General features: G+C 70.0%; 12 protein-coding genes and 3 pseudogenes. 10 read left to right on the top strand and 5 right to left on the bottom strand.

Annotated features, from left to right (window positions below):
- The first annotated feature begins 143 nt into the window (after positions 1-143).
- The 7 genes and pseudogenes from ACFYO2_RS16725 to ACFYO2_RS16695 all read left to right on the top strand — a co-directional run bounded on the left by ACFYO2_RS16725 (position 144) and on the right by ACFYO2_RS16695 (position 6,685).
- A pseudogene (locus tag ACFYO2_RS16725) lies at positions 144-619 on the top strand (hypothetical protein).
- Positions 616-2,376, top strand: a complete 1,761-nt coding sequence (locus ACFYO2_RS16720) for an SDR family oxidoreductase (RefSeq protein WP_388349195.1) — start codon at positions 616-618, stop codon at positions 2,374-2,376. Before ACFYO2_RS16725 ends, ACFYO2_RS16720 begins: the two are co-directional and overlap by 4 nt.
- 12 nt (positions 2,377-2,388) lie before the next feature.
- Positions 2,389-3,000, top strand: a pseudogene (locus ACFYO2_RS16715) (metal-dependent hydrolase); the annotation flags it as partial.
- A 135-nt stretch (positions 3,001-3,135) separates the two neighbouring features.
- Positions 3,136-4,040, top strand: a pseudogene (locus ACFYO2_RS16710) (MerR family transcriptional regulator).
- A gap of 122 nt (positions 4,041-4,162) precedes the next feature.
- Positions 4,163-4,720, top strand: a complete 558-nt coding sequence (locus ACFYO2_RS16705; protein ID WP_388349193.1) for an RNA 2'-phosphotransferase — start codon at positions 4,163-4,165, stop codon at positions 4,718-4,720.
- A gap of 69 nt (positions 4,721-4,789) precedes the next feature.
- The gene (locus tag ACFYO2_RS16700; protein WP_388349191.1) at positions 4,790-5,701 is read left to right on the top strand and encodes an LLM class flavin-dependent oxidoreductase; all 912 of its coding nucleotides are present in this window, start codon (positions 4,790-4,792) and stop codon (positions 5,699-5,701) included.
- A gap of 111 nt (positions 5,702-5,812) precedes the next feature.
- Entirely contained in the window at positions 5,813-6,685 is an 873-nt protein-coding gene (locus tag ACFYO2_RS16695; RefSeq protein WP_388349189.1) for a Cof-type HAD-IIB family hydrolase, read from the top strand.
- Positions 6,686-6,732: 47 nt separating this feature from the next.
- Here the strand turns inward: ACFYO2_RS16695 and ACFYO2_RS16690 are convergent, their stop codons facing one another.
- From ACFYO2_RS16690 to hisC, 5 genes are all read right to left on the bottom strand, one after another.
- Positions 6,733-7,806, bottom strand: a complete 1,074-nt coding sequence (locus ACFYO2_RS16690; protein WP_388349187.1) for a M23 family metallopeptidase — start codon at positions 7,804-7,806, stop codon at positions 6,733-6,735.
- A gap of 237 nt (positions 7,807-8,043) precedes the next feature.
- Positions 8,044-11,544 (bottom strand): thiol reductant ABC exporter subunit CydD, encoded by a 3,501-nt coding sequence (cydD, locus tag ACFYO2_RS16685; protein WP_388349184.1) that lies wholly within the window; start codon positions 11,542-11,544, stop codon positions 8,044-8,046.
- An 85-nt stretch (positions 11,545-11,629) separates the two neighbouring features.
- The gene (gene cydB, locus ACFYO2_RS16680; RefSeq protein WP_388349182.1) at positions 11,630-12,637 is read right to left on the bottom strand and encodes a cytochrome d ubiquinol oxidase subunit II; all 1,008 of its coding nucleotides are present in this window, start codon (positions 12,635-12,637) and stop codon (positions 11,630-11,632) included.
- 20 nt (positions 12,638-12,657) lie between these two features.
- A complete protein-coding gene (locus ACFYO2_RS16675; RefSeq protein WP_388349181.1) occupies positions 12,658-14,166 on the bottom strand; it encodes a cytochrome ubiquinol oxidase subunit I in 1,509 nt (502 codons plus the stop codon).
- 269 nt (positions 14,167-14,435) lie between these two features.
- Positions 14,436-15,515, bottom strand: a complete 1,080-nt coding sequence (gene hisC, locus ACFYO2_RS16670; protein ID WP_388349179.1) for a histidinol-phosphate transaminase — start codon at positions 15,513-15,515, stop codon at positions 14,436-14,438.
- Positions 15,516-15,932: 417 nt separating this feature from the next.
- Between hisC and ACFYO2_RS16665 the strand changes: the two genes are divergently transcribed.
- The 3 genes from ACFYO2_RS16665 to ACFYO2_RS16655 all read left to right on the top strand — a co-directional run bounded on the left by ACFYO2_RS16665 (position 15,933) and on the right by ACFYO2_RS16655 (position 19,429).
- On the top strand, positions 15,933-17,045 hold the full coding sequence (locus ACFYO2_RS16665; protein WP_388349177.1) for a LacI family DNA-binding transcriptional regulator: 1,113 nt from the start codon (positions 15,933-15,935) through the stop codon (positions 17,043-17,045).
- A 245-nt stretch (positions 17,046-17,290) separates the two neighbouring features.
- A complete protein-coding gene (locus tag ACFYO2_RS16660) occupies positions 17,291-18,373 on the top strand; it encodes a metallophosphoesterase (RefSeq protein WP_388349175.1) in 1,083 nt (360 codons plus the stop codon).
- A 192-nt stretch (positions 18,374-18,565) separates the two neighbouring features.
- A complete protein-coding gene (locus tag ACFYO2_RS16655; protein ID WP_388349173.1) occupies positions 18,566-19,429 on the top strand; it encodes a hypothetical protein in 864 nt (287 codons plus the stop codon).
- Positions 19,430-19,432 lie beyond the last annotated feature (3 nt).

Genomic DNA, 19,432 nt, shown 5'->3' with positions numbered 1-19,432 from the left:
CAACGCGCCCTCGGTCATCCACATCCGCGAGGTTGTCCACAGCTTGACGGTCTCCTATTGACGCAGCTTCTAACGACTGCCACATTCGCCACTGTCAAGTTACGGGCACGTACCGCAGTCGACCGGGACGGCAGGGCGTTGGCATGACGACGGCAGCAGGTGAACTCGCCGCGGAACTGCGCGGGTTCAGGAAGGTGCGGCGCCTCGCCTACGAGTGCGCGGAGGCGGCGCGGCGCGGCTGAAACCCGGCGTCACCGAGCGCGAGGCGGCCCGGATGCAGCGCGTGTGGCTGCGCGAGCGGGGCGTGCGCGACTGGTTCCGCCTGCCCTTCGCCTGGTTCGGCGACCGCACCGCGTTCGTGGACTTCCGCATGCCGCTGCAGGCCGACGCGCTGCACGGCCACCGGAAGGGCTGGTCCCCGCTGTGGTCGCCGTACCGCTTCTCCGACCATCCGCCGCAGCCGGGCCTGTGGGCGGTCGAACCGCACCTCGGCTTCCGGGGTACGGGAGCGAAGTTCGAGGAGATCCTGGTCGTCACCGATTCCCGGGACCCCGAGGAGAGCGCATTCTGGCTGGACGACGATCTGCCGCAGGTGCGGCGCTGGGCGGAGGACAAGTGACGTTGCCGGAAGGTGTGCGGGAGCGCTGGGTGCGAACCGGCGGGGTGGAGCTGTGCGTCGCCGAACTGGGGGACCCCTCGGAGCCGACGGTCGTCCTGGTGCACGGCTATCCGGACAGCAAGGAGGTGTGGTCGGCGGTCGCGTCCCGGTTGGCCGAGCGCTTCCATGTGGTGTTGTACGACGTACGCGGCCATGGCCGCTCCACGGCACCGCGGCCGCTGCGCGGCGGGTTCACGCTGGAGAAGCTGACGGACGACTTCCTGGCCGTCGCGGACGCGGTCAGCCCGGACCGGCCGGTGCACCTGGTGGGGCACGACTGGGGCTCGGTGCAGGCCTGGGAGTTCACCACCGTCAAGCGCACCGAGGGCCGGATCGCCTCCTTCACGTCCATGTCCGGGCCGTCCCTCGACCACTTCGGCCACTGGATCGACAAGCGCGTCAAGCGCCCCACACCGCGCCGGGTCGGCCAGCTGCTCGGCCAGGGCGCCAAGTCCTGGTACGTGTACCTGCTGCAGACGCCCGTGCTGCCCGAGCTGGCCTGGCGCGGCCCCCTCGGCAAGCACTGGCCAAGGATCCTGGAGCGCCTCGAGAGGGTCCCCGGAGGCGGCTATCCGACCTCGTCGCTGCCGACGGACGCGGCGCACGGGGCGTGGCTGTACCGGGACAACGTACGGGCCCGACTGCGCCGCCCGCGCACGGACGCGTACGCGCACGCGCCCGTGCAGCTCATCACGCCCCTGGGGGACACGTTCCTCTCGGAGAAGCTCTACGACGAGCTGGAGCTGTGGGTTCCGCAGCTGACCCGGCGCACGATCCCCGCCAGACACTGGATCCCCCGCTCCCGGCCGGACCAACTGGCGGCATGGATCTCGCAGTTCGTGACGTCGGTGGAGGGCGGAAGCCCTGATGCGGTGAAGGCCACGGGGAAGTACGCCGACCGTTTCGGCGGACAGCTCGTGCTGGTCACCGGTGCGGGCAGCGGCATCGGGCGGGCCACGGCGTTCGCGTTCGCCGAGGCCGGTGCGCGCGTGGTGGCCGTCGACCGGGACGCCGAGGCAACCGTCCGCACCGCCGAGCTGTCCCGGCTGGTCGGCGCGCCCAAGGCCTGGGCGGAGACGGTCGACGTCTCCGACGAGCAGGCGATGGAGAAGCTCGCCGAGAAGGTCGCCGCCGAGTACGGCGTGGTCGACGTCCTGGTGAACAACGCCGGCATCGGCCTGTCCGGGTCCTTCTTCGACACCACCCCGGAGGACTGGAGGAAGGTCCTCGACATCAACCTGTGGGGCGTGATCCACGGCTGTCGGCTCTTCGGCAGGCAGATGGCCGACCGCGGGCAGGGCGGCCACATCGTCAACACCGCGTCGGCGGCGGCGTACCAGCCCTCCAAGGCGCTGCCCGCCTACAGCACCTCCAAGGCGGCCGTGCTGATGCTGAGCCAGTGCCTGCGCGCGGAGCTGGCCGGCCGTGGCATCGGCGTGACCGCGGTCTGCCCCGGCTTCGTGAACACCAACATCACCTCGACCGCGCACTTTGCCGGGGTCGACGCCGCCGAGGAGAAACGGCGCCAAAGGCGGACCGCCCGCCTGTACGGGCTGCGGAACTACCCGCCGGAGAAGGTCGCCGACGCGATCCTGCGGGCCGTGGCGCAGAACGAGGCGGTGGTCCCGGTGACGCCCGAGGCGCGCGGCCTCCACCTCGTGTCCCGTTTCACGCCCAGGCTGCTGCGGGCGATCGCGCGTCTGGAGCCACGCCTGTGAGCGCGCGGATCCCTCCTCCCCCGCAAGGTCGCCTTCGACTGGTCGCGCACGCCCCTGCACTGGATCCCCGGCGAGCCGACCGCGACCCATGTGATCAATGTGCTGCACCTGTTGCCCCGGGCGGGGGAGCGCTGGTTCGTCCGGGGCTTCAAGGAAGGTCTGCCGCTGGTCAGGGATCCCGAACTGCTCTTGCCGGCCGCCGACGGCCTCGACCGCGCGCATGCCGACGAGGTCATGCTCGACCTGCTGCGCCGGTACGGCGCCGAGGAGGTCGAACACCGCGCGGCGGCCTTCGACTTGTACCAGCACTGCGGCGGCACCGGCACGCCCCGGTACGCCCGCGGCATCGCGCGCATGGCCGTCACGGCACCGGTGATGCTGTACCTGTGGGTGTGGGGCACGGCATACCTGACGCGCCACGATCCGCAGCTCGCCGGCCGCCTGCGCTACTCCCTCGCCGAGCACGAGAAGGCCGTGCGCAAGGGACTGCTGCCCGCGTGGCGGGAGCTGAGCGCGGTGATACCCCGCTACTTCCGGCGGTCGTACCACCCGTCGCAGGAAGGGTCGTTGAGCCGGGCGGTCGAGTACCTGAGCAAGTCTCCGACGGCGAGGGCGGCCTCGTGAAAGGACGTGCCGAGGGTTCCGGCCGCCGGGCCGAGCGGTACGGACACCGACCGGCCGAGGGGCCTGCCCGCCGACCGGATCGCGATGTCGAGGGCCGCCCCGTGACGGCCCAGGAGCCCGCCTACGGATCGAGGACTGGCGCACCTCAGCGGCGCCACGGTCCGCACCATCCGCGCCTACCAGGACCGTGGGCTGCTCCCCCGCCCGGAGCGCCGCGGCCGCGCCAACGTCTACGCCGACGCCCATCTCGTCCGCCTGCGCCAGATCGCCGACCTCCTGGACCGCGGCTACACCCTGGCCTCCGTCAAGGAGCCCCTGGAGGCGTGGGACGCGGGCCGGGGCCTGGGTGGGGTGCTCGGTCTGGTCGCCGAGGTGGACGGTCCGTGGACCGATGAGGAGGCGTACGGATCTCGCGCGCCGAGCTGGACGAGCGGTTCGGCGGTGTCCCCGACGACGCGGCGGTCGCCGAGGCCGTGCAGCTGGGCGTGCTGGAGCCGGTCCCCGGCGACGACGACTCCTTTCTCGTGCCGAGTCCCCAAGGGCTCGCGGTGGCCGCAGAGTTGCATGCGGCGGGGGTGCCGCTGTTCGTGATCTCCGGTCATCTGCGGGAGTTGAGGGGACGGGTGGAGCACATCGCCACCCGTTTCCCGGAGTTCACGACCGAGCATGTCTTCGCCCGCCACCTGGACGGATCGCACCGCCCGACGCACGCGGACGCGGCAGAAGCGGCCTCGCTGGTACGACGGCTGCGGCCGCTCGCACAGCAGACGATGGACGCGGAACTCGCTCGGGCGATGCGGTTGTTGGCGGTCCGGCATCTGCGGGAGCACCTCGGTACGGGTGACGCCCCGGCACAGGCTGAGCGGACGCGTGATGTCGCGATCCCCTCGGAGACAATGCAGGCCGTCGAGAGGCTGGTTGGTCCCCAGCAGCAAACCGAGTTCATTGCCCTGGCCGCCGAACGGGAGGTGCGGGCCCGGTCCTTGGACCGACTCGCCGCAAGTTACGTGCCGTCAGGCGACCTTGGCGAAATGCCCTGAATCAAAGGGCGGTTGTCCACAGAATAGCCAATTCCCCTGTGGATAACCGCACTTGGCTGTGGATCAAACATGGAGGGCAAAATCATTCGCGTGATTCACCTCTCGCCCGGCAGGCTGGCGGGGTGGATGAACGACGCACCGTGAAGGTGTCCAAGTATCTGTCGAAGCACCTGCGTCATCAGCCGGAGCGGATCGGGCTGATTCTCGACGACGCCGGCTGGGTCGAGATCGACACGCTGATCGCGGCGGCCGCCGCGCACGGCTTCCGGTTCACCCGCGAGGAACTCGACCACGTGGTCACCGCGAACGACAAGCGGCGCTTCGCGATCGACGGCACCCGGATCCGCGCCAGCCAGGGCCACAGCATCGACGTGGACCTCGGCCTGCCCCCGGCGACCCCGCCGACGTACCTGTACCACGGGAGCGTGGCCCGCTCCCTGGACGCGATCCGCGCCGAGGGCCTACGCCCCATGAACCGGCACGACGTCCATCTCTCGTCGGACCGGGAGACCGCGACCCGCGTCGGCGCCCGCCGGGGCCGCCCCGTCGTGCTGTCGGTGAACGCGGCGGCCATGCAGCGGGACGGCCATGTTTTTCATGTCAGCGCGAACGGGGTGTGGCTGACGAAGGTGGTCCCGCCGCAGTATCTGCGGTTCCCGGCTCCCCACGGACAATTGTGATCGTGTCGATGCCGTGACCATCGGTGACCGTTTCACGTGAAACATGTTGGGCCGCATACGCTCGGACCCATGAGTCTGCGTCTGAGCACCGTGATCCTCCCGTACCGCCGCTGGCACGAAGGCAGCCGTTCGGCATGGATGCGCGCCGAACAGCTCGGCTTCCACGCCGGGTACACGTACGACCACCTGTCCTGGCGCAGCTTCCGGGACGGGCCCTGGTTCGGTGCCGTGCCGACACTGACCGCCGCCGCGGCCGTCACCGAAGATCTCCGCCTGGGCACGCTGGTGACCTCGCCGAACTTCCGGCATCCGGTGACCCTCGCCAAGGAGCTGATCTCCCTCGACGACATCTCCGGCGGGCGGATCACGCTCGGTATCGGCGCGGGCGGCACCGGTTTCGACGCCACCACGCTCGGGCAGGAGCCGTGGACGCCGCGTGAGCGCGCCGACCGCTTCGCCGAGTTCGTGCAGCTGCTGGACCGGCTGCTGAATGAGGACGGACCCAGCGGAGTGTCGTACCAGGGCGACTACTACTCGGCGCACGAGTCGCGCAACATCCCGGGCTGTGTGCAGCGCCCCCGGCTGCCCTTCGCGGTGGCCGCGACCGGGCCGCGCGGACTCAGGCTCGCAGCGCGCCACGGGCAGGCGTGGGTAACCACCGGCGACCCCAAGCTGTACGAGAACGGCACTTCTGAACAGTCGATTCAGGCCATTCGCGGGCAGGTCGAGAAGGTGGCCGACGCGTGCGCCGCGATCGGCCGTGACGTGGGCTCGCTCGACAAGATCCTGCTCACCGGCTTCACCCCGGACCGCGGCCGTCCGCTCCAGTCCCTGGACGCCTTCGTGGACTTCGCGGGGCGGCACCAGGAGCTGGGTTTCACGGAGATCGTGATCCACTGGCCCGTCCCCGACTCCGACTTCGCGGCGGACGAGAAAGTATTCGAGCAGATCGCCATGGAGGCGCCGGGACAGCTGCGCTGACCTGGACGACCTGCCGTCTGTAGCTCGTCTGCGCGTCGTCCCTGCACCTTCTGTGCCTCATCTGTGCGGACTCCCGCACGGGCGTGCGGGCATATACGGGAGAATGGCCGGGTGACCTCAGCGACTCGAGAGCCCGAGACCGCAGCCGCCGCCCTCCCGCCGCAGCTGATCGCCACCGACCTCGACGGCACCCTGCTGCGCGACGACAAGTCGGTGTCCCCGCGCACGGTCGCGGCCCTCGCGGCCGCCGAGGAGGCGGGCATCGAGGTCTTCTTCGTCACCGGCCGCCCGGCCCGCTGGATGGACGTGGTCAGCGAGCACGTCCACGGTCACGGCCTGGCGATCTGCGGAAACGGCGCCGCGGTGGTGGACCTGCACGGCGGTCCCGGCGCCCACCGGTTCGTGAAGGTCCGCGAGCTGGCACGGGAGAACGCGCTGGACGCCGTACGGCTGCTGCGTGAGGCGGCGCCGGGCACGGTGTACGCGGTCGAGCAGACGTACGGCTTCTACCAGGAGCCGGACTATCCCAAGCTCCACATGGAGGTCCCGGACTCGCTCGCGCCGGCCGAGGACCTGCTGGCGCCGGACACGCCCGGTGCCGACGAGCCGGTGCTCAAGATCCTCGCCTATCACCCCGACATCGACCCGGACGCCTTCCTCACCCTGGCCCGCCTCGCGATCGGCGACCGGGCCAATGTCACCCGCTCCAGCCCCAGCGCTCTGCTGGAGATCAGCGGTCCCGGCGTCTCGAAGGCCAGCACGCTCGCCCTGTGCTGCGCCGAGCGCGGTATTTCGAACGAGCAGGTCGTCGCCTTCGGGGACATGCCGAACGACGTCGAGATGCTCACGTGGGCGGGACAGTCGTACGCGATGGGCAACGCACACCCGGACGTGCTCGCGGCGGCGTCGGGGCGGACGGTCGCCAACAACGAGGACGGGGTGGCGGTCGTGATCGAGCGGTTGCTGGTGGAGCGGGCCGGCTGAGGGGCCAGGCGGAAGTTCAACGGTTGGTTCATCGGCTGGTTCAACAGCTAACCGATGCTCACTCCGCGCGCCGACAGCCACGGCGCCGGGTCCACCGCTGAGCCCATCTCCGGGGTGACCCGCACCTCGAAGTGCAGATGCGGGCCGGTGGAGTTGCCCGTCGTGCCGGACTGCCCGACCCACTGCCCGGGGCTCACCCGCTCGCCCTGGTCTACGGTGACGGCCGCGAGGTGGGCGTACTGCGTGAAATAGCCGCCCGCGTGCTGGAGCACGACCTCGATGCCGAAGGGCCCCCCGCAGGACACCTTCACCACGCGGCCCTCACCCACCGCCCGCACCGGCGTCCCGATCGGCACCGCGAAGTCCTGCCCGGTGTGCCGGTTCGCCCAGCGCGCGCCGCCGCTGCCGAACCCCGCGGACAGCTCGTACGTCTCCACCGGGGCGACCCAGGTGCTCGTGGAGCCGGTCTGCGGCTGGTCGAGCCGGACGGCACCACGGCACGCCCCGGCCGCGACGGAGGCGTCGGCCTGGCCCTGCAGCTGCCACCGTGCCTGTTCGAGCTTCGTCTCGATGTCCTTCTTCAGATCGGCGAGTTCGGTGTTGTGCCGGTCCAACCGCTGCCAGGCCACCGTTGCCTTCGCCTCGTCCGCGGCAAGCCGCTCCTCGGCCCGGCGGCTCTTGTCGATCGCGTTGTTGACGGCGAGATCCGCCTGCCAGACGGCCCGCTGACCGCGCATCAGCTCGTCAGGGCTGTCCGCCAGGATCATCTGTGCGGTGATCGGGAGCCCGCCACCGCTGCGGTACTGGGCGCGCGCGATCCGGCCCAGGTCCTCATGCAGGACGGCGATCCCCCGCCGCTCCCTGTCCAGCAGCGCCTCGAAACGCTCGGCCTGCGCCCGCTGCATCTCGGCCTCCTGCCGGCCGGCCTCGTATCGCTGCGTCGCCATGACCGCGTCCTCGTACAGCCGGATCACCTGTGCGTTGATCCCGGCGTCGGCGGCGCTGTGCGTGTCCTCGCCCTCATCTACGGCCTCGGAGGTGCCCGCGGGGAGGACAGCCAGCGCGGCGAACGCGCACAGCAGCGCCGGAACGAGCAGCGGATGACGACGAAGTGAGCGCATGTCAGTGATCCTGGCCCGCGCTGCGGCCCAAGGCCCTGTTCAAGTCGTACGCCTGGGGGACGGGTTGCCGCGGATGGGCTAGTACGGCGTCGTTGGGAGAAGCGTCGGACTCCCGTGCGTGAAGCCGTCAGTGAGGCGCTTGCCACACGACCGCCGTACCGGCGCCGTCTGTTGCGATGCCGGTCCGTGCCTGCTCTCGTCGCCCAGGGATTCCGCCCGTCGTTCGACGCAGGCTGCCTACCGCGCCCCCACCAACACGTCCGCTGCTTCTTCCCGCTCCACCATCTCCCGCAACGGCCCCTCCACAACGACCAGCTCCGCATACGAACCCCGTTGCACCACACGCCCTGCGGCCAGGACGACCACCTCGTCCACCGCCTCCACGCCGGCCAGCCGGTGCGTGATGAGCAGCGTCGTACGGCCCTCGGTGGCGGCCAGCAGGTCAGCGGTGAGCGCATCCGCAGTCGGCAGGTCAAGATGCTCGGCCGGCTCGTCGAGCACGAGGACTGGGAAGTCGGCCAGCAGTGCCCGGGCCAGCGCGAGCCGCTGCCGCTGCCCGCCGGACAGCCGCGCCCCGTGCTCGCCGACCAGCGTGTCGAGCCCGTCGGGCAGACCGTCGGCCCAGTCGAGCAGCCGGGCGCGGCGCAGCGCGTCGCGCAGTTCGTCCTCGGTGGCGTCCTTCCTGGCGAGCAGTAGGTTCTCGCGCACCGAGCTGTCGAAGAGGTGCGCGTCCTGCGCGCACAGCCCGACGAGCCGCCGTACGTCGTCGCCGTCCAGCGCGCACGCGTCCACGCCGCCCAGCGTGTACGAGCCCGCGTCCGCGTCCAGGAAGCGCAGCAGTACCTGCGCGAGCGTCGACTTGCCCGACCCGGACGGCCCGACCACGGCGATCCGGCGGCCCTCCTCCAGGGTCAGGTCAAGCCCGGCGAGCGCGTCCCGGCCCTGCCCGGCATGACGGGCGGCAAGCCCCTTGAGCGCGACCGGGAACGGCGAAACGGGCGCCTGCCGGGGCCACTCCGGTTCCCGTCCCGGCTCGGGCGCGTCCAGCACCTCGTACACGCGCTCCGCGCTCCTGCGCACCCGCTGCCGGTACTGCGCGGCAAGGGGCAGGCCGAGTACGGCCTCGAAGGCGGCCAGCGGGGTGAGGACGACCACGGCCATCGCCACGCCGCTCAGCCTGCCGTCGGCGACCGCCTGGGCGCCCACGAGGGCGGTGGCGGCGACGGTCAGGCCGGAGAGGAGCGCGGTGAGTCCGTCGCCGAGTGCCGTGGCGGTGGCGGCCCGTGAGGCGATCCGGGTGAGCGCCCCGTCGGCCCGCCGCGCCTCGGCGGTACGTCCGGGCAAGGCTCCGGCGACGGTCAATTCGGAGGTGCCGGTGAGCAGATCGGTCACGCGCGTGGCCAGTACGCCTCGGGCCGGGGCCAGCCTGCGCTCGGCACGCCGGGCCACCGCGCCCGTGATGAGCGGGACACACGCCCCGGCCGCCAGCAGTCCGGCGGCGAGCACCGCGCCTGCCTCGGGCAGCAGCCAGGCCGTGAAGCCGACGGACGCGGCGGACACGGCCACGGCGGCACCGGCGGGCAGCAGCCAGCGCAGCCAGTAGTCCTGAAGCGCGTCCACATCGGCGACGAGCCGCGACAGCAGATCACCCCGGCGGGTCTGCCGAAGCCCGGCGGGCGCGAGCCGCTCCAGGCGCCGGTACACGGCGACCCGGGTGTCGGCCAGCATCCGCAGCACGGCGTCGTGCGAGACGAGCCGCTCCGCGTACCGGAAGACGGCCCGCCCGATCCCGAAGGCCCGCGTCGCTGTCACGGCCACCATCAGATAGAGCACGGGCGGCTGCTGCGATGCCCGCGAGATGAGCCACCCGGAGGTGGCCATGAGCCCGACGGCGCTGCCGAGTGCGAGGCTGCCGAGCAGCAGGGCGAGCACGAGCCGCCCGCGCTGCGCGCCGGACATGGCCCGGACTCGGCCGAGGACACCACGAGTGTCCGCCGCCGGCACACCCGTCCCTTGCGTGTCGGCAGCGAAAGCCTGTTCGGCCTCGATCCCGCGGACCTCAGTCGCCTTGGGCACAACCTTCACGCGGGCGGGGGACACCGGTTCCGCCAGCCGCACCACCCGGTCCGCCACCGACAGCAGCGCCGGCCGGTGCACCACTAGCAGGACCGTCCGGTCCACCGCCAGCCGCCGCACCGCCTCCACGACCTCCGCCTCGGTGGCCCCGTCGAGCGCCGCCGTCGGCTCGTCGAGCAACAGCAGGGGCCGGTCGGCGAGGAACGCCCGGGCCAGCGCGAGCCGCTGCCGCTGACCGGCGGACAGTCCGGCCCCGTCCTCACCGAGCACGGTGTCGGCACCCCGCGGCAGCGCGTCCACGAACTCCAGCGCGCCCGCGTCCCCCAACGCCCGCCGCACGGCAGTGTCGTCGGCGTCGGGCCGTGCAAGGCGTACATTCTCGGCGATCGTGCCTGCGAACAGGTGCGGCCGCTGCGGTACCCACGCGATCCGCCCGCGCCACTGCTCCAGGTCTGCCTCGGCGAGATCGACTCCCCCGGCCAGGACCCGCCCCTCGTCGGGCCGTACAAAGCCCAGCAGCACGTTCAGCAGGGTCGACTTGCCCGCACCGCTCGGCCCGACGAGCGCGACCGTCTCCCCGGGCTCGACGGCGAAGGACACGTCCGCCACGGCGTCCCCGGACCGCCCGGGGTATCTGACCGTGACCCCCTCGAAGGACAGGCCCCCCGTCGGCACGGCAGCGGAACCCGACTCCGGCACCGGTGTCTCCAGTACCGAGAAGATCTCTTCGGCGGCCGCGAGCCCCTCCGCCGCCGCGTGGTACTGCGCGCCCACCTGGCGCAGCGGCAGATACGCCTCCGGCGCCAGTACGAGAATGACCAGACCGATGTACAGGTCCATGTCGCCGTGGACGAGCCGCATGCCGATCGTCACGGCCACGAGTGCCACCGACAGCGTGGCGAGCAGTTCCAGCGCGAAGGAGGAGATAAAGGCGATCCGCAGCGTCCGCATGGTCGCCTGCCGGTACTCGCCGGTGATGCGCCGGATCGACTCGGCCTGCGCCTTGGCCCGCCCGAACACCTTCAGCGTCGGCAGGCCGGCGACCACGTCGAGGAAGTGTCCGGAGAGCCGGGACAGCAACCGCCACTGACGGTCCATCCGCGACTGTGTGGCCCAGCCGATCAGCACCATGAAGATCGGGATGAGCGGCAGGGTGCCGACGATGATGACCGCGGAGACCCAGTCCTCGGTGACGATCCGCGCCAGCACGGCCACCGGCACGACCACCGCGAGCCCCAACTGCGGGAGATAGCGCGAGAAGTAGTCGTCGAGAGCGTCGACGCCCCGCGTGGCGAGCGCGACCAGCGATCCGGTCCGCTGCCCACTCAGCCACCCGGGACCCAGCGCGACCGCACGCTCCAGCAACCGCCTACGCAGCTCCGATTTCACCGCGGCGCTCGCGCGGTGCGCGGCCAGTTCGGTGAGCCAGGAGACGAGGGCACGGCCGAGGGCGACGGCCACCAACCGCATTAGGGGAGTGGTGAGTTCGCCCACCGGCATCCCGTGCTGGAAGGCGCCCACCACCACCTCGGCGATGAGCATCGCCTGCGCGATGAGGAGCCCCGCACCGACGACACCCAGTCCGACGACCGCCGCCAGGAAGAGCCGGGTCGCGCGGGCGTAGCGGAGGAGACGCGGATCGATCGGTTTCACGTGAAACATGCCCTTCGGCCCACGGGGCGTGTTTCACGTGAAACATCACGAAACACGGCGATGGATGACACGGTGAGACACGCCCCTCTCGGACTCAGTGAGCGGCCTCGGCAGCGATGTGCTGCGTACCGATCCGCTTGCGGAACACCCAGTAGGTCCAGCCCTGGTAGAGCATCACGATCGGCGTAGCGATCGCCGCACACCAGGTCATGATCTTCAGGGTGTAGGGGCTGGATGAGGCGTTGGTGACCGTGAGGCTCCAGTCCTCGTTGAGCGAGGACGGCATGACATTCGGGAAGAGCGTCAGGAAGAGCATCGCCACGGCGGCCACGATGGTGACCCCGGACAGTGCGAACGACCAGCCCTCGCGCCCGGCCTGGTTGGCCACGAGCGCCGCGACCAGTGCGGCGACCGCCACGACGAGCGCGACCAGGCTCATGCCGTCACCGCCCTGGACCTGAGTCCACAGCAGGAAGACCAGTGCCAGCACAGCCGTGGTGAGACCGACTCCCGTCGCCAGCTTCCGCGCCCGCGTCCGGATGTCGCCGACGGTCTTCAGCGCCGTGAACACCGCGCCGTGGAAGGTGAACAGCGTCAGCGTCACCAGGCCGCCGAGCAGCGCGTAAGGGTTGAGGAGATCCCAGAAGGTACCGACGTAGTCGAAGTTCCGGTCGATCTTCACGCCGTGCACGATGTTGCCGAAGGCCACGCCCCACAGGAACGCCGGGATCAGCGAGGTCCAGAAGATCGCGTGCTCCCAGTTGCGCTGCCAGTTCTCCTCGGGCCGCTTCACTCGGTACTCGAACGCGACGCCCCGGACGATCAGACAGACCAGGATGATCAGCAGAGGCAGGTAGAAGCCCGAGAAGAGCGTGGCGTACCACTCGGGGAAGGCGGCGAAGGTCGCGCCGCCGGCCGTGAGCAGCCACACCTCGTTGCCGTCCCAGACGGGACCGATGGTGTTGATCAGTACCCGCCGCTCGGGCCGGTCACGCGCCAGCAGCTTGGTAAGGATGCCGACCCCGAAGTCGAAGCCCTCCAGGAAGAAGTAACCGGTCCACAGGACGGCGATGAGCACGAACCAGACGTCGTGAAGTTCCATGACTGTGCAGCTCCCTCGGCCTAGTACGAGAAGGCCATCGGCTTGTCGGCGTCACGGGAGTCGCCGCCGATCTTCGTGGGCGGGTTGAGGTCGGCCTCGGTGAGCTCGGGCGGTCCGGCCTTGATGTACTTCGCGAGCAGCCTCACCTCGATCACGGCGAGGATGGCGTACAGGGTGGTGAAGACGATCATCGAGGTGATGACTTCTCCCTGGGAGACCGTGGGGGAGACCGCGTCCCGGGTCTGCAGCACGCCGTAGACGACCCACGGCTGACGGCCCATCTCGGTGAAGATCCAGCCCCAGGAGTTGGCGATCAGCGGGAAGGCCAAGGTCCAGATCGCGATGCGCCAGTACCACGTGGTGAGGGTCGGGCCGAGCGGCTTCTTCCTGAAGAGGACCAGGTGCGGCACTTCGTCGTCGCCGACCCTGAGGTGCTGCGGCAGCAGGAACTTCTTGCGGGTGAGCCAGAGCCCGGCCAGCCCGATGGTGAAGGACGCCATGCCGAAGCCGATCATCCAGCGGAAGCCCCAGTAGGCGACCGGGATGTTGGGCCGGTAGTCGCCGGGACCGAACTTCTTCTGCTCGGCCTTGTTGACGTCGTTGATGCCCGGAACGTGCGAGGTGAAGTCGTCATTGGCCAGGAAGGACAGCAGCCCCGGAATCTCAATGGCGACCTTGTTGTGGCCGGCGTCGACGTCGCCGTAGGCGAAGACGGAGAACGGCGCGGGCGCCTCGCCGTCCCACAGTGCCTCGGCGGCGGCCATCTTCATCGGCTGCTGCTCAAACATGATCTTGCCGAGCGTGTCCCCGCTGACGGCGGTGAGCAGGCCACCGACGACAACGGTGACCAGACCGAGCCGCAGTGATGTCTTCATCTCGCGGATGTGCTTCTTGCGCAGCAGGTGGAAGGCGGAGATGCCGACCATGAAGGCGCCACCGGTGAGGAAGGCCGCGGTGAGCGTGTGGAACGCCTGGGCCAGGGCGGTGTTCTGGGTCAGCACCAGCCAGAAGTCGGTGAGCTCGGCCCGCCCCTTCGCCTCGTTGATCTTGTAGCCGACCGGGTGCTGCATCCACGAGTTGGCCGCGAGGATGAAGTACGCCGACAGGATCGTGCCGATCGAGACCATCCAGATGCAGGCCAGATGGATCTTCTTGGGCAGCTTGTCCCAGCCGAAGATCCACAGGCCGATGAAGGTCGACTCGAAGAAGAAGGCGATCAGTGCCTCGAAGGCGAGCGGGGCGCCGAAGATGTCACCGACGAAGCGCGAGTAGTCGGACCAGTTCATGCCGAACTGGAACTCCTGCACGATGCCGGTGACGACGCCCATCGCGATGTTGATCAGGAAGAGCTTGCCCCAGAACTTGGTGGCCTTGAGGTACTTCTCCTTCTCCGTGCGCACCCACGCGGTCTGCAGGCCGGCCGTGAGAGCGGCCAGCGAGATCGTCAGAGGGACGAACAGGAAGTGGTAGACGGTGGTGATGCCGAACTGCCATCGCGCCAGTGTCTCCGGCGCCAGAGCCAGGTCCACGTCGTCTTTCTCCTTACGTCGCCATGCTGCAGCGGCTGTTTGCCCCTTTTGTCACACACATCATTGGAGCAACCGGGACGCTTGTGAACGCGTTCACATTCACAAGCAATTATGCAGCATGGCCGTTCGATACTGGAGAGGCGGGGGTCCCTAGGTCGGACCGAGGGGCCCATCAGGGAGGGACCAATGAGCCCTGGCATGAGAAGGGCACCTCGGTTCCACGTGAAACCGAGGCGCCCAGCAGACGCCGCCCCTGGGACAGGGCAGTCCTACAGCTCCTTGCGGAATCCCTCCGCCACCTTCAGGAAGATGTCGTTCGCCTCGTTCTCCCCGACCGTGACCCGCACGCCCTCGCCCGGGAACGGCCTGATCACCACACCCGCCTGCTCACACGCCGCCGCGAACGCGACCGTGTGCTCCCCCAGCCGCAGCCACACGAAGTTGGCCTGCGTCTCGGGCACCGTCCAGCCCTGGGCTCGCAGCGCCTCGACCACGCGCGTGCGCTCGCACACCAGCGAGCCGACCCGGCCGAGCAGTTCGTCCTCGGCCTGCAGCGAGGCGATCGCCGCGTCCTGCGCGAGCTGGCTCACACCGAAGGGCACAGCCGTCTTGCGCAGCGCCGCCGCCACAGGCTCATGGGCGATCGCGAACCCGACGCGCAGGCCGGCGAGGCCGTACGCCTTGGAGAACGTGCGCAGCACGCAGACGTTCGGTCGCTCGCGGTACAGCTGCACCCCGTCCGGCACCTCGGTGTCGCGGATGAACTCGCGGTAGGCCTCGTCGAGCACGACCAGGACATCACCCGGCACCCGGTCGAGGAAACGCTCCAGCCCGGCCTGCCGTACCACCGTGCCCGTCGGGTTGTTGGGGTTGCAGACGAAGATCAGCCGTGTCCGGTCGGTGATCGCGTCCACCATGGCGTCCAGGTCGTGCACATCACCCGGCGTCAGCGGCACCTGCACCGACGTCGCACCGCTGATCTGCGTGATGATCGGGTACGCCTCGAAGGACCTCCAGGCGTAGATCACCTCGTCGCCGGGGCCGGAGGTCGCCTGGACCAGCTGTTGCGCCACGCCGACCGAGCCGGTGCCGGTGGCCAGGTGGGACAGGGGGACGGCGAAGCGCTCGGACAGCTCGTTCATCAGGCCCGTGCACGCCATGTCCGGGTAGCGGTTGAACGACGAGACCGCGGCGGTCACCCTCTCCATCACGCCGGGCAGCGGCGGATAGGGGTTCTCGTTGGAGGACAGCTTGTAGGCCACCGGGCCGCCGGCCGCCGCCGGCCTGCCCGGCTTGTAGGCGGGGATCCCCTCCAGCTCGGCGCGCAGCTTGGGGCTCGTCTCGCTCACCGCAGTCCTCCTCGCGACCACTGGCGGCCCATCACCACCGCCGACTTCCAATGCTCCTCACCTTATGAGGATTCGGCGCGGCTGCGTACAGGTCGGCACCGACCTCATCCACCACACCGGCATCAGGGGCATCACCGCCCGAAGGCAGACGAATCCGGGGGCGCTGTCACATATATCTATGCGCCGGTGGCTCACGCCGTAGCGCGCATCCCTCGTAGAGGTGAGTTGAGACCTCTTCGAAACATGGGCCACTTGGCAGGCTTGCACGGGCCGACAAGTCACGTCCTAACATTTTATGGTCCAACTCCCTTGGTTTCCAAGGTATTTGATACCAGAAGACCTTGCAGAAACGTGCCTGTCAACGCGTGCATATGCGTCCGCCCTACCCCACCGCATGAGCCCTACTATCGGCTCGCCATGACAGCAGCAGGGAAGCACCAGGTGAGCCGCGCGGAAACCTCACGTCGAGGAAGCCGGCCGAGCCGGGCGGGCATCAGAGACGTCGCCGCCGCCGCCGGAGTCTCCATCACGACCGTCTCCGACGCCCTCAACGGGAAGGGCAGGCTCCCGGACGCCACCCGACGGCATGTCCGCGAGGTCGCCGACCGGCTGGGCTACCGCCCGTCGGCCGCCGCCCGCACACTCCGCACCGGCAAGTCGGGACTGATCGGCCTGACCGTGACGACGTACGGGGATGAACCTTTCACCTTCACCGAGTTCGCGTACTTCGCCGAGATGGCACGCGCCGCCACCTCGGCCGCGCTCGCCCGCGGCTACGCCCTCGTCATCCTCCCCGCGACCTCCCGTCACGACGTGTGGTCGAACGTCGCCCTGGACGGCACGGTCGTCATCGACCCGTCCGACCACGACCCGGTCGTCAGCGAACTGGTCCGGCAGGGTCTACCGGTCGTCTCCGACGGCCGCCCGGCCGGCACGCTTCCGGTGACCGCCTGGGTCGACAACGACCACGAGGCGGCCGTACTCGGCATCCTCGACCATCTGGCCGACGCCGGCGCCCGCCGCATCGGCCTGCTGACCGGCACCACGACGGACACGTACACCCATCTGTCGACCACCGCGTACCTGCGCTGGTGCGAGCGCGTCGGCCAGGATCCGGTGTACGAGGCCTACCCGGCGCACGATCCGTGCGCGGGCGCCGTCGCCGCCGACCGGCTGCTCGCCCGCCCCGACCGGCCCGACGCCGTGTACGGACTGTTCGACCCGAACGGCACCGACCTGCTGGCCGCCGCCCGGCGCTACGGACTGCGCGTACCCGACGATCTCCTTCTGGTCTGCTGCAGCGAGTCCACCGTGTACGCCAACACCGAACCGCCCATCACCACGCTCTCCCTGAAGCCGCGCCGTATCGGCACCGCGGTGGTCCAACTCCTCATCGACGCCATCGAGGGTGTCGACTCGGACCAGCCGGTCGAGCAGGTGATACCGACCGAGCTGATCGTGCGTACCTCGTCCCAGCGACGTCCTCCCCGGACGACCGTCAGTCCGCCGCGGTCGGCCGAGAAGAAGTAGCGCGCCAGGGCGGCCGGAGCGGGAAAGCGCAATCCCCGGGGCGGGGCAAGGGCGATCGCCAGGAGGTCGAAGCCCTGCCCAATCGGGGCGAAAGCCGCGGTGAGCTGGAGTCCTGTTCCGATTCACCACCCCTGGGTCATCACATGGCGCGATCCGCATTCCTATGATGGGCGCACGACACCGCGGGCCGCTGCGACCAGGCAGTCCGAAGAGGTGCAGATGCGGCGTGATGGTGGAGGGGTCTGATGACTCAGGGGGCCGGTCAGGGACCCGAGGTGGAGCGGGCGGCGACGTTGCGCGACTTCCGGGTGCCCGCGTACGTCCACGAGACCGGTCCGTACCCCCCTGACGTGCCCGCCGGCGAGGCCGTCCGGCCGGTCGACGAACCGGTGGACCACCCCGAGGGGTACACGCCGACCGAGCGCGACCTGCCGGTCATCAACCGGGGTGACACGCTCCAGGTGCACATCGACCCCGCGGCCGTACCCGGCTCGCAGCCGACGACCGGCCCCGGGCCGCTCTACGTCGTCGGAGACGTGCACGGCTATCTCGACGAACTGGTGGCCGCCCTCCAGGAGAAGGGCCTCGTCGACTCCGCGGGGAACTGGTGCGCGGGCACCGCCCGGCTGTGGTTCCTCGGCGACTTCACCGACCGCGGGCCCGACGGCATTGGCGTCATCGACCTCGTGATGCGGCTGTCCGCCGAGGCCGCCGCGGCCGGCGGATACTGCAAGGCCCTCATGGGCAACCACGAACTGCTGCTGCTCGGCGCCAAGCGGTTCGGCGACACCCCCGTCAACTCGGGCGCGGGAACCGCCACCTTCCAGGCCGCCTGGCTGCTCAACGGCGGCCAGAAGAGCGACATGGACCGCCTCCAGGACCACCACCTCCAGTGGATGGCGCGCCTCGACGCCATCGAGGAGGTCGACGGCCATCTGCTCGTCCACTCCGACACCACCGCATATCTCGACTACGGCCGCTCCATCGAAGAGGTCAACGACACCGTCCGCGAGACGATCACACGCAACGACGCGGACGAGGTGTGGGACCTGTTCCGCAAGTTCACCAAGCGCTTCTCCTTCCGCGACGAAGGCGGCGCCGACGCCGTACGCTCCCTGCTCGACACATACGGCGGCACCCGCATCGTTCACGGTCACAGCCCCATTCCGTACCTCCTCGGCGAGGTCGGCTCGGAAGAGGGCGAGGATCCGGCCACGCAGCTGGTCGAGGGGCCGCACGTCTACGCCGACGGGCTCGCCATCGCGATGGACGGCGGAGTGACCATGGCCGGAAAGCTGCTGGTCCAACAACTTCCTCTGGATATCTGAACGTTCACAGGGCAGGCGTTCTCCGTGACGGACTGATCGACGGTGGTGCCGACCAGAGGGCATTTTCGGTAAACCCCCTGTCACGGCGTGCCGTCATCGCTCTACCATCGGCTTATCCGTAGCAGGCTCCCCTCCGTTTCTGCCCGACGGCTCGTCAGCGTGCGAGCCCCAAGCCCTACGGAGCATCGGGGGATGCACATGAACAGCGTTCCGCAGCACCTGCTGAGCGAGGACCGCCAGGAATACGAGCGGATCCTCGACGAGGCGCTGCGCTCCGCCCCACACCGTCCCGAACTGGCCGCTGTCGGTCAGCGGCTCAACACTGAACAGCTGCGCACCATGGCGCTCAACGCCACCGCACTCATCACGGCGGCCGCGGCGACCGAGTACCAGCACTACGTGAAGGTCCGCGAGGAACTGCGCCAACCGGCGCCGTCCACCCCGTCGTCCACGCGTGAGACCGGCTCCGCGGAATCGGGCTCGAGCACGATGGGGCTCGCCACCACCATGGGAGAGGTCGCCGAGACCGGAGCGGGGGCTGTCGCCGTCGTCGCGGTCCTGGCACCCGTCCTCGCCGGAACGGCCGCGGCGATCTTCCTGCTCGTGGGCTACATCCTGAAGATGCTCGACCCCGAGCCGGCGTTCGCCCAGACCATGCTCACCACCGGCTGGGTGTTCGGCGCGATGACCGCGGCCGCGATCCTCGTCGCCGCCGTCGGACTGCTGCTCACCGCGCTGCGCAACCGGCCCTCGCTCGAAGCCGGGCCGTACGGCGTGATGAGCGAGGAGGTGGCCCGGGCCAAAGAAGCCTGGTGCGAAGCGATGCTGGAGCGCGGCATCCTGCCGTTCCTCCGGGAGGCGCTCGCCGACCCCGGCAGCGCCGCACTGCACCACCGTGCGACACCACCGGCGCCGACCAGCCGCATGCCACACCTCGGCTACGACCGCCCGGGCTTCAGCAGCCCGGACGACGGCGCCTCGGGCTCCCGCCCCAGCTTCACGAGCCCGGACTACTCGAGCCCGGACTTCGGGGGGCCGGAACACCAGCCGGATTAGCCG

It is taken from the genome of Streptomyces sp. NPDC006602 (assembly GCF_042870385.1).
Classification (GTDB): Bacteria; Actinomycetota; Actinomycetes; order Streptomycetales; family Streptomycetaceae; genus Streptomyces.
This window is presented reverse-complemented; position numbering and strand designations above follow the sequence as displayed.

Excerpts from the sequence above, each read along its gene's own strand:
- ACFYO2_RS16700 (WP_388349191.1), top strand. The coding sequence starts at position 4,790 with ATGAGTCTGCGTCTGAGCACCGTGATCCTCCCGTACCGCCGCTGGCAC.
- ACFYO2_RS16690 (WP_388349187.1), bottom strand. The coding sequence starts at position 7,806 with ATGCGCTCACTTCGTCGTCATCCGCTGCTCGTTCCGGCGCTGCTGTGC.
- cydD (WP_388349184.1), bottom strand. The coding sequence starts at position 11,544 with ATGTTTCACGTGAAACCGATCGATCCGCGTCTCCTCCGCTACGCCCGC.
- cydB (WP_388349182.1), bottom strand. The coding sequence starts at position 12,637 with ATGGAACTTCACGACGTCTGGTTCGTGCTCATCGCCGTCCTGTGGACC.
- ACFYO2_RS16665 (WP_388349177.1), top strand. The coding sequence starts at position 15,933 with ATGACAGCAGCAGGGAAGCACCAGGTGAGCCGCGCGGAAACCTCACGT.
- ACFYO2_RS16660 (WP_388349175.1), top strand. The coding sequence starts at position 17,291 with ATGACTCAGGGGGCCGGTCAGGGACCCGAGGTGGAGCGGGCGGCGACG.
- ACFYO2_RS16655 (WP_388349173.1), top strand. The coding sequence starts at position 18,566 with ATGCACATGAACAGCGTTCCGCAGCACCTGCTGAGCGAGGACCGCCAG.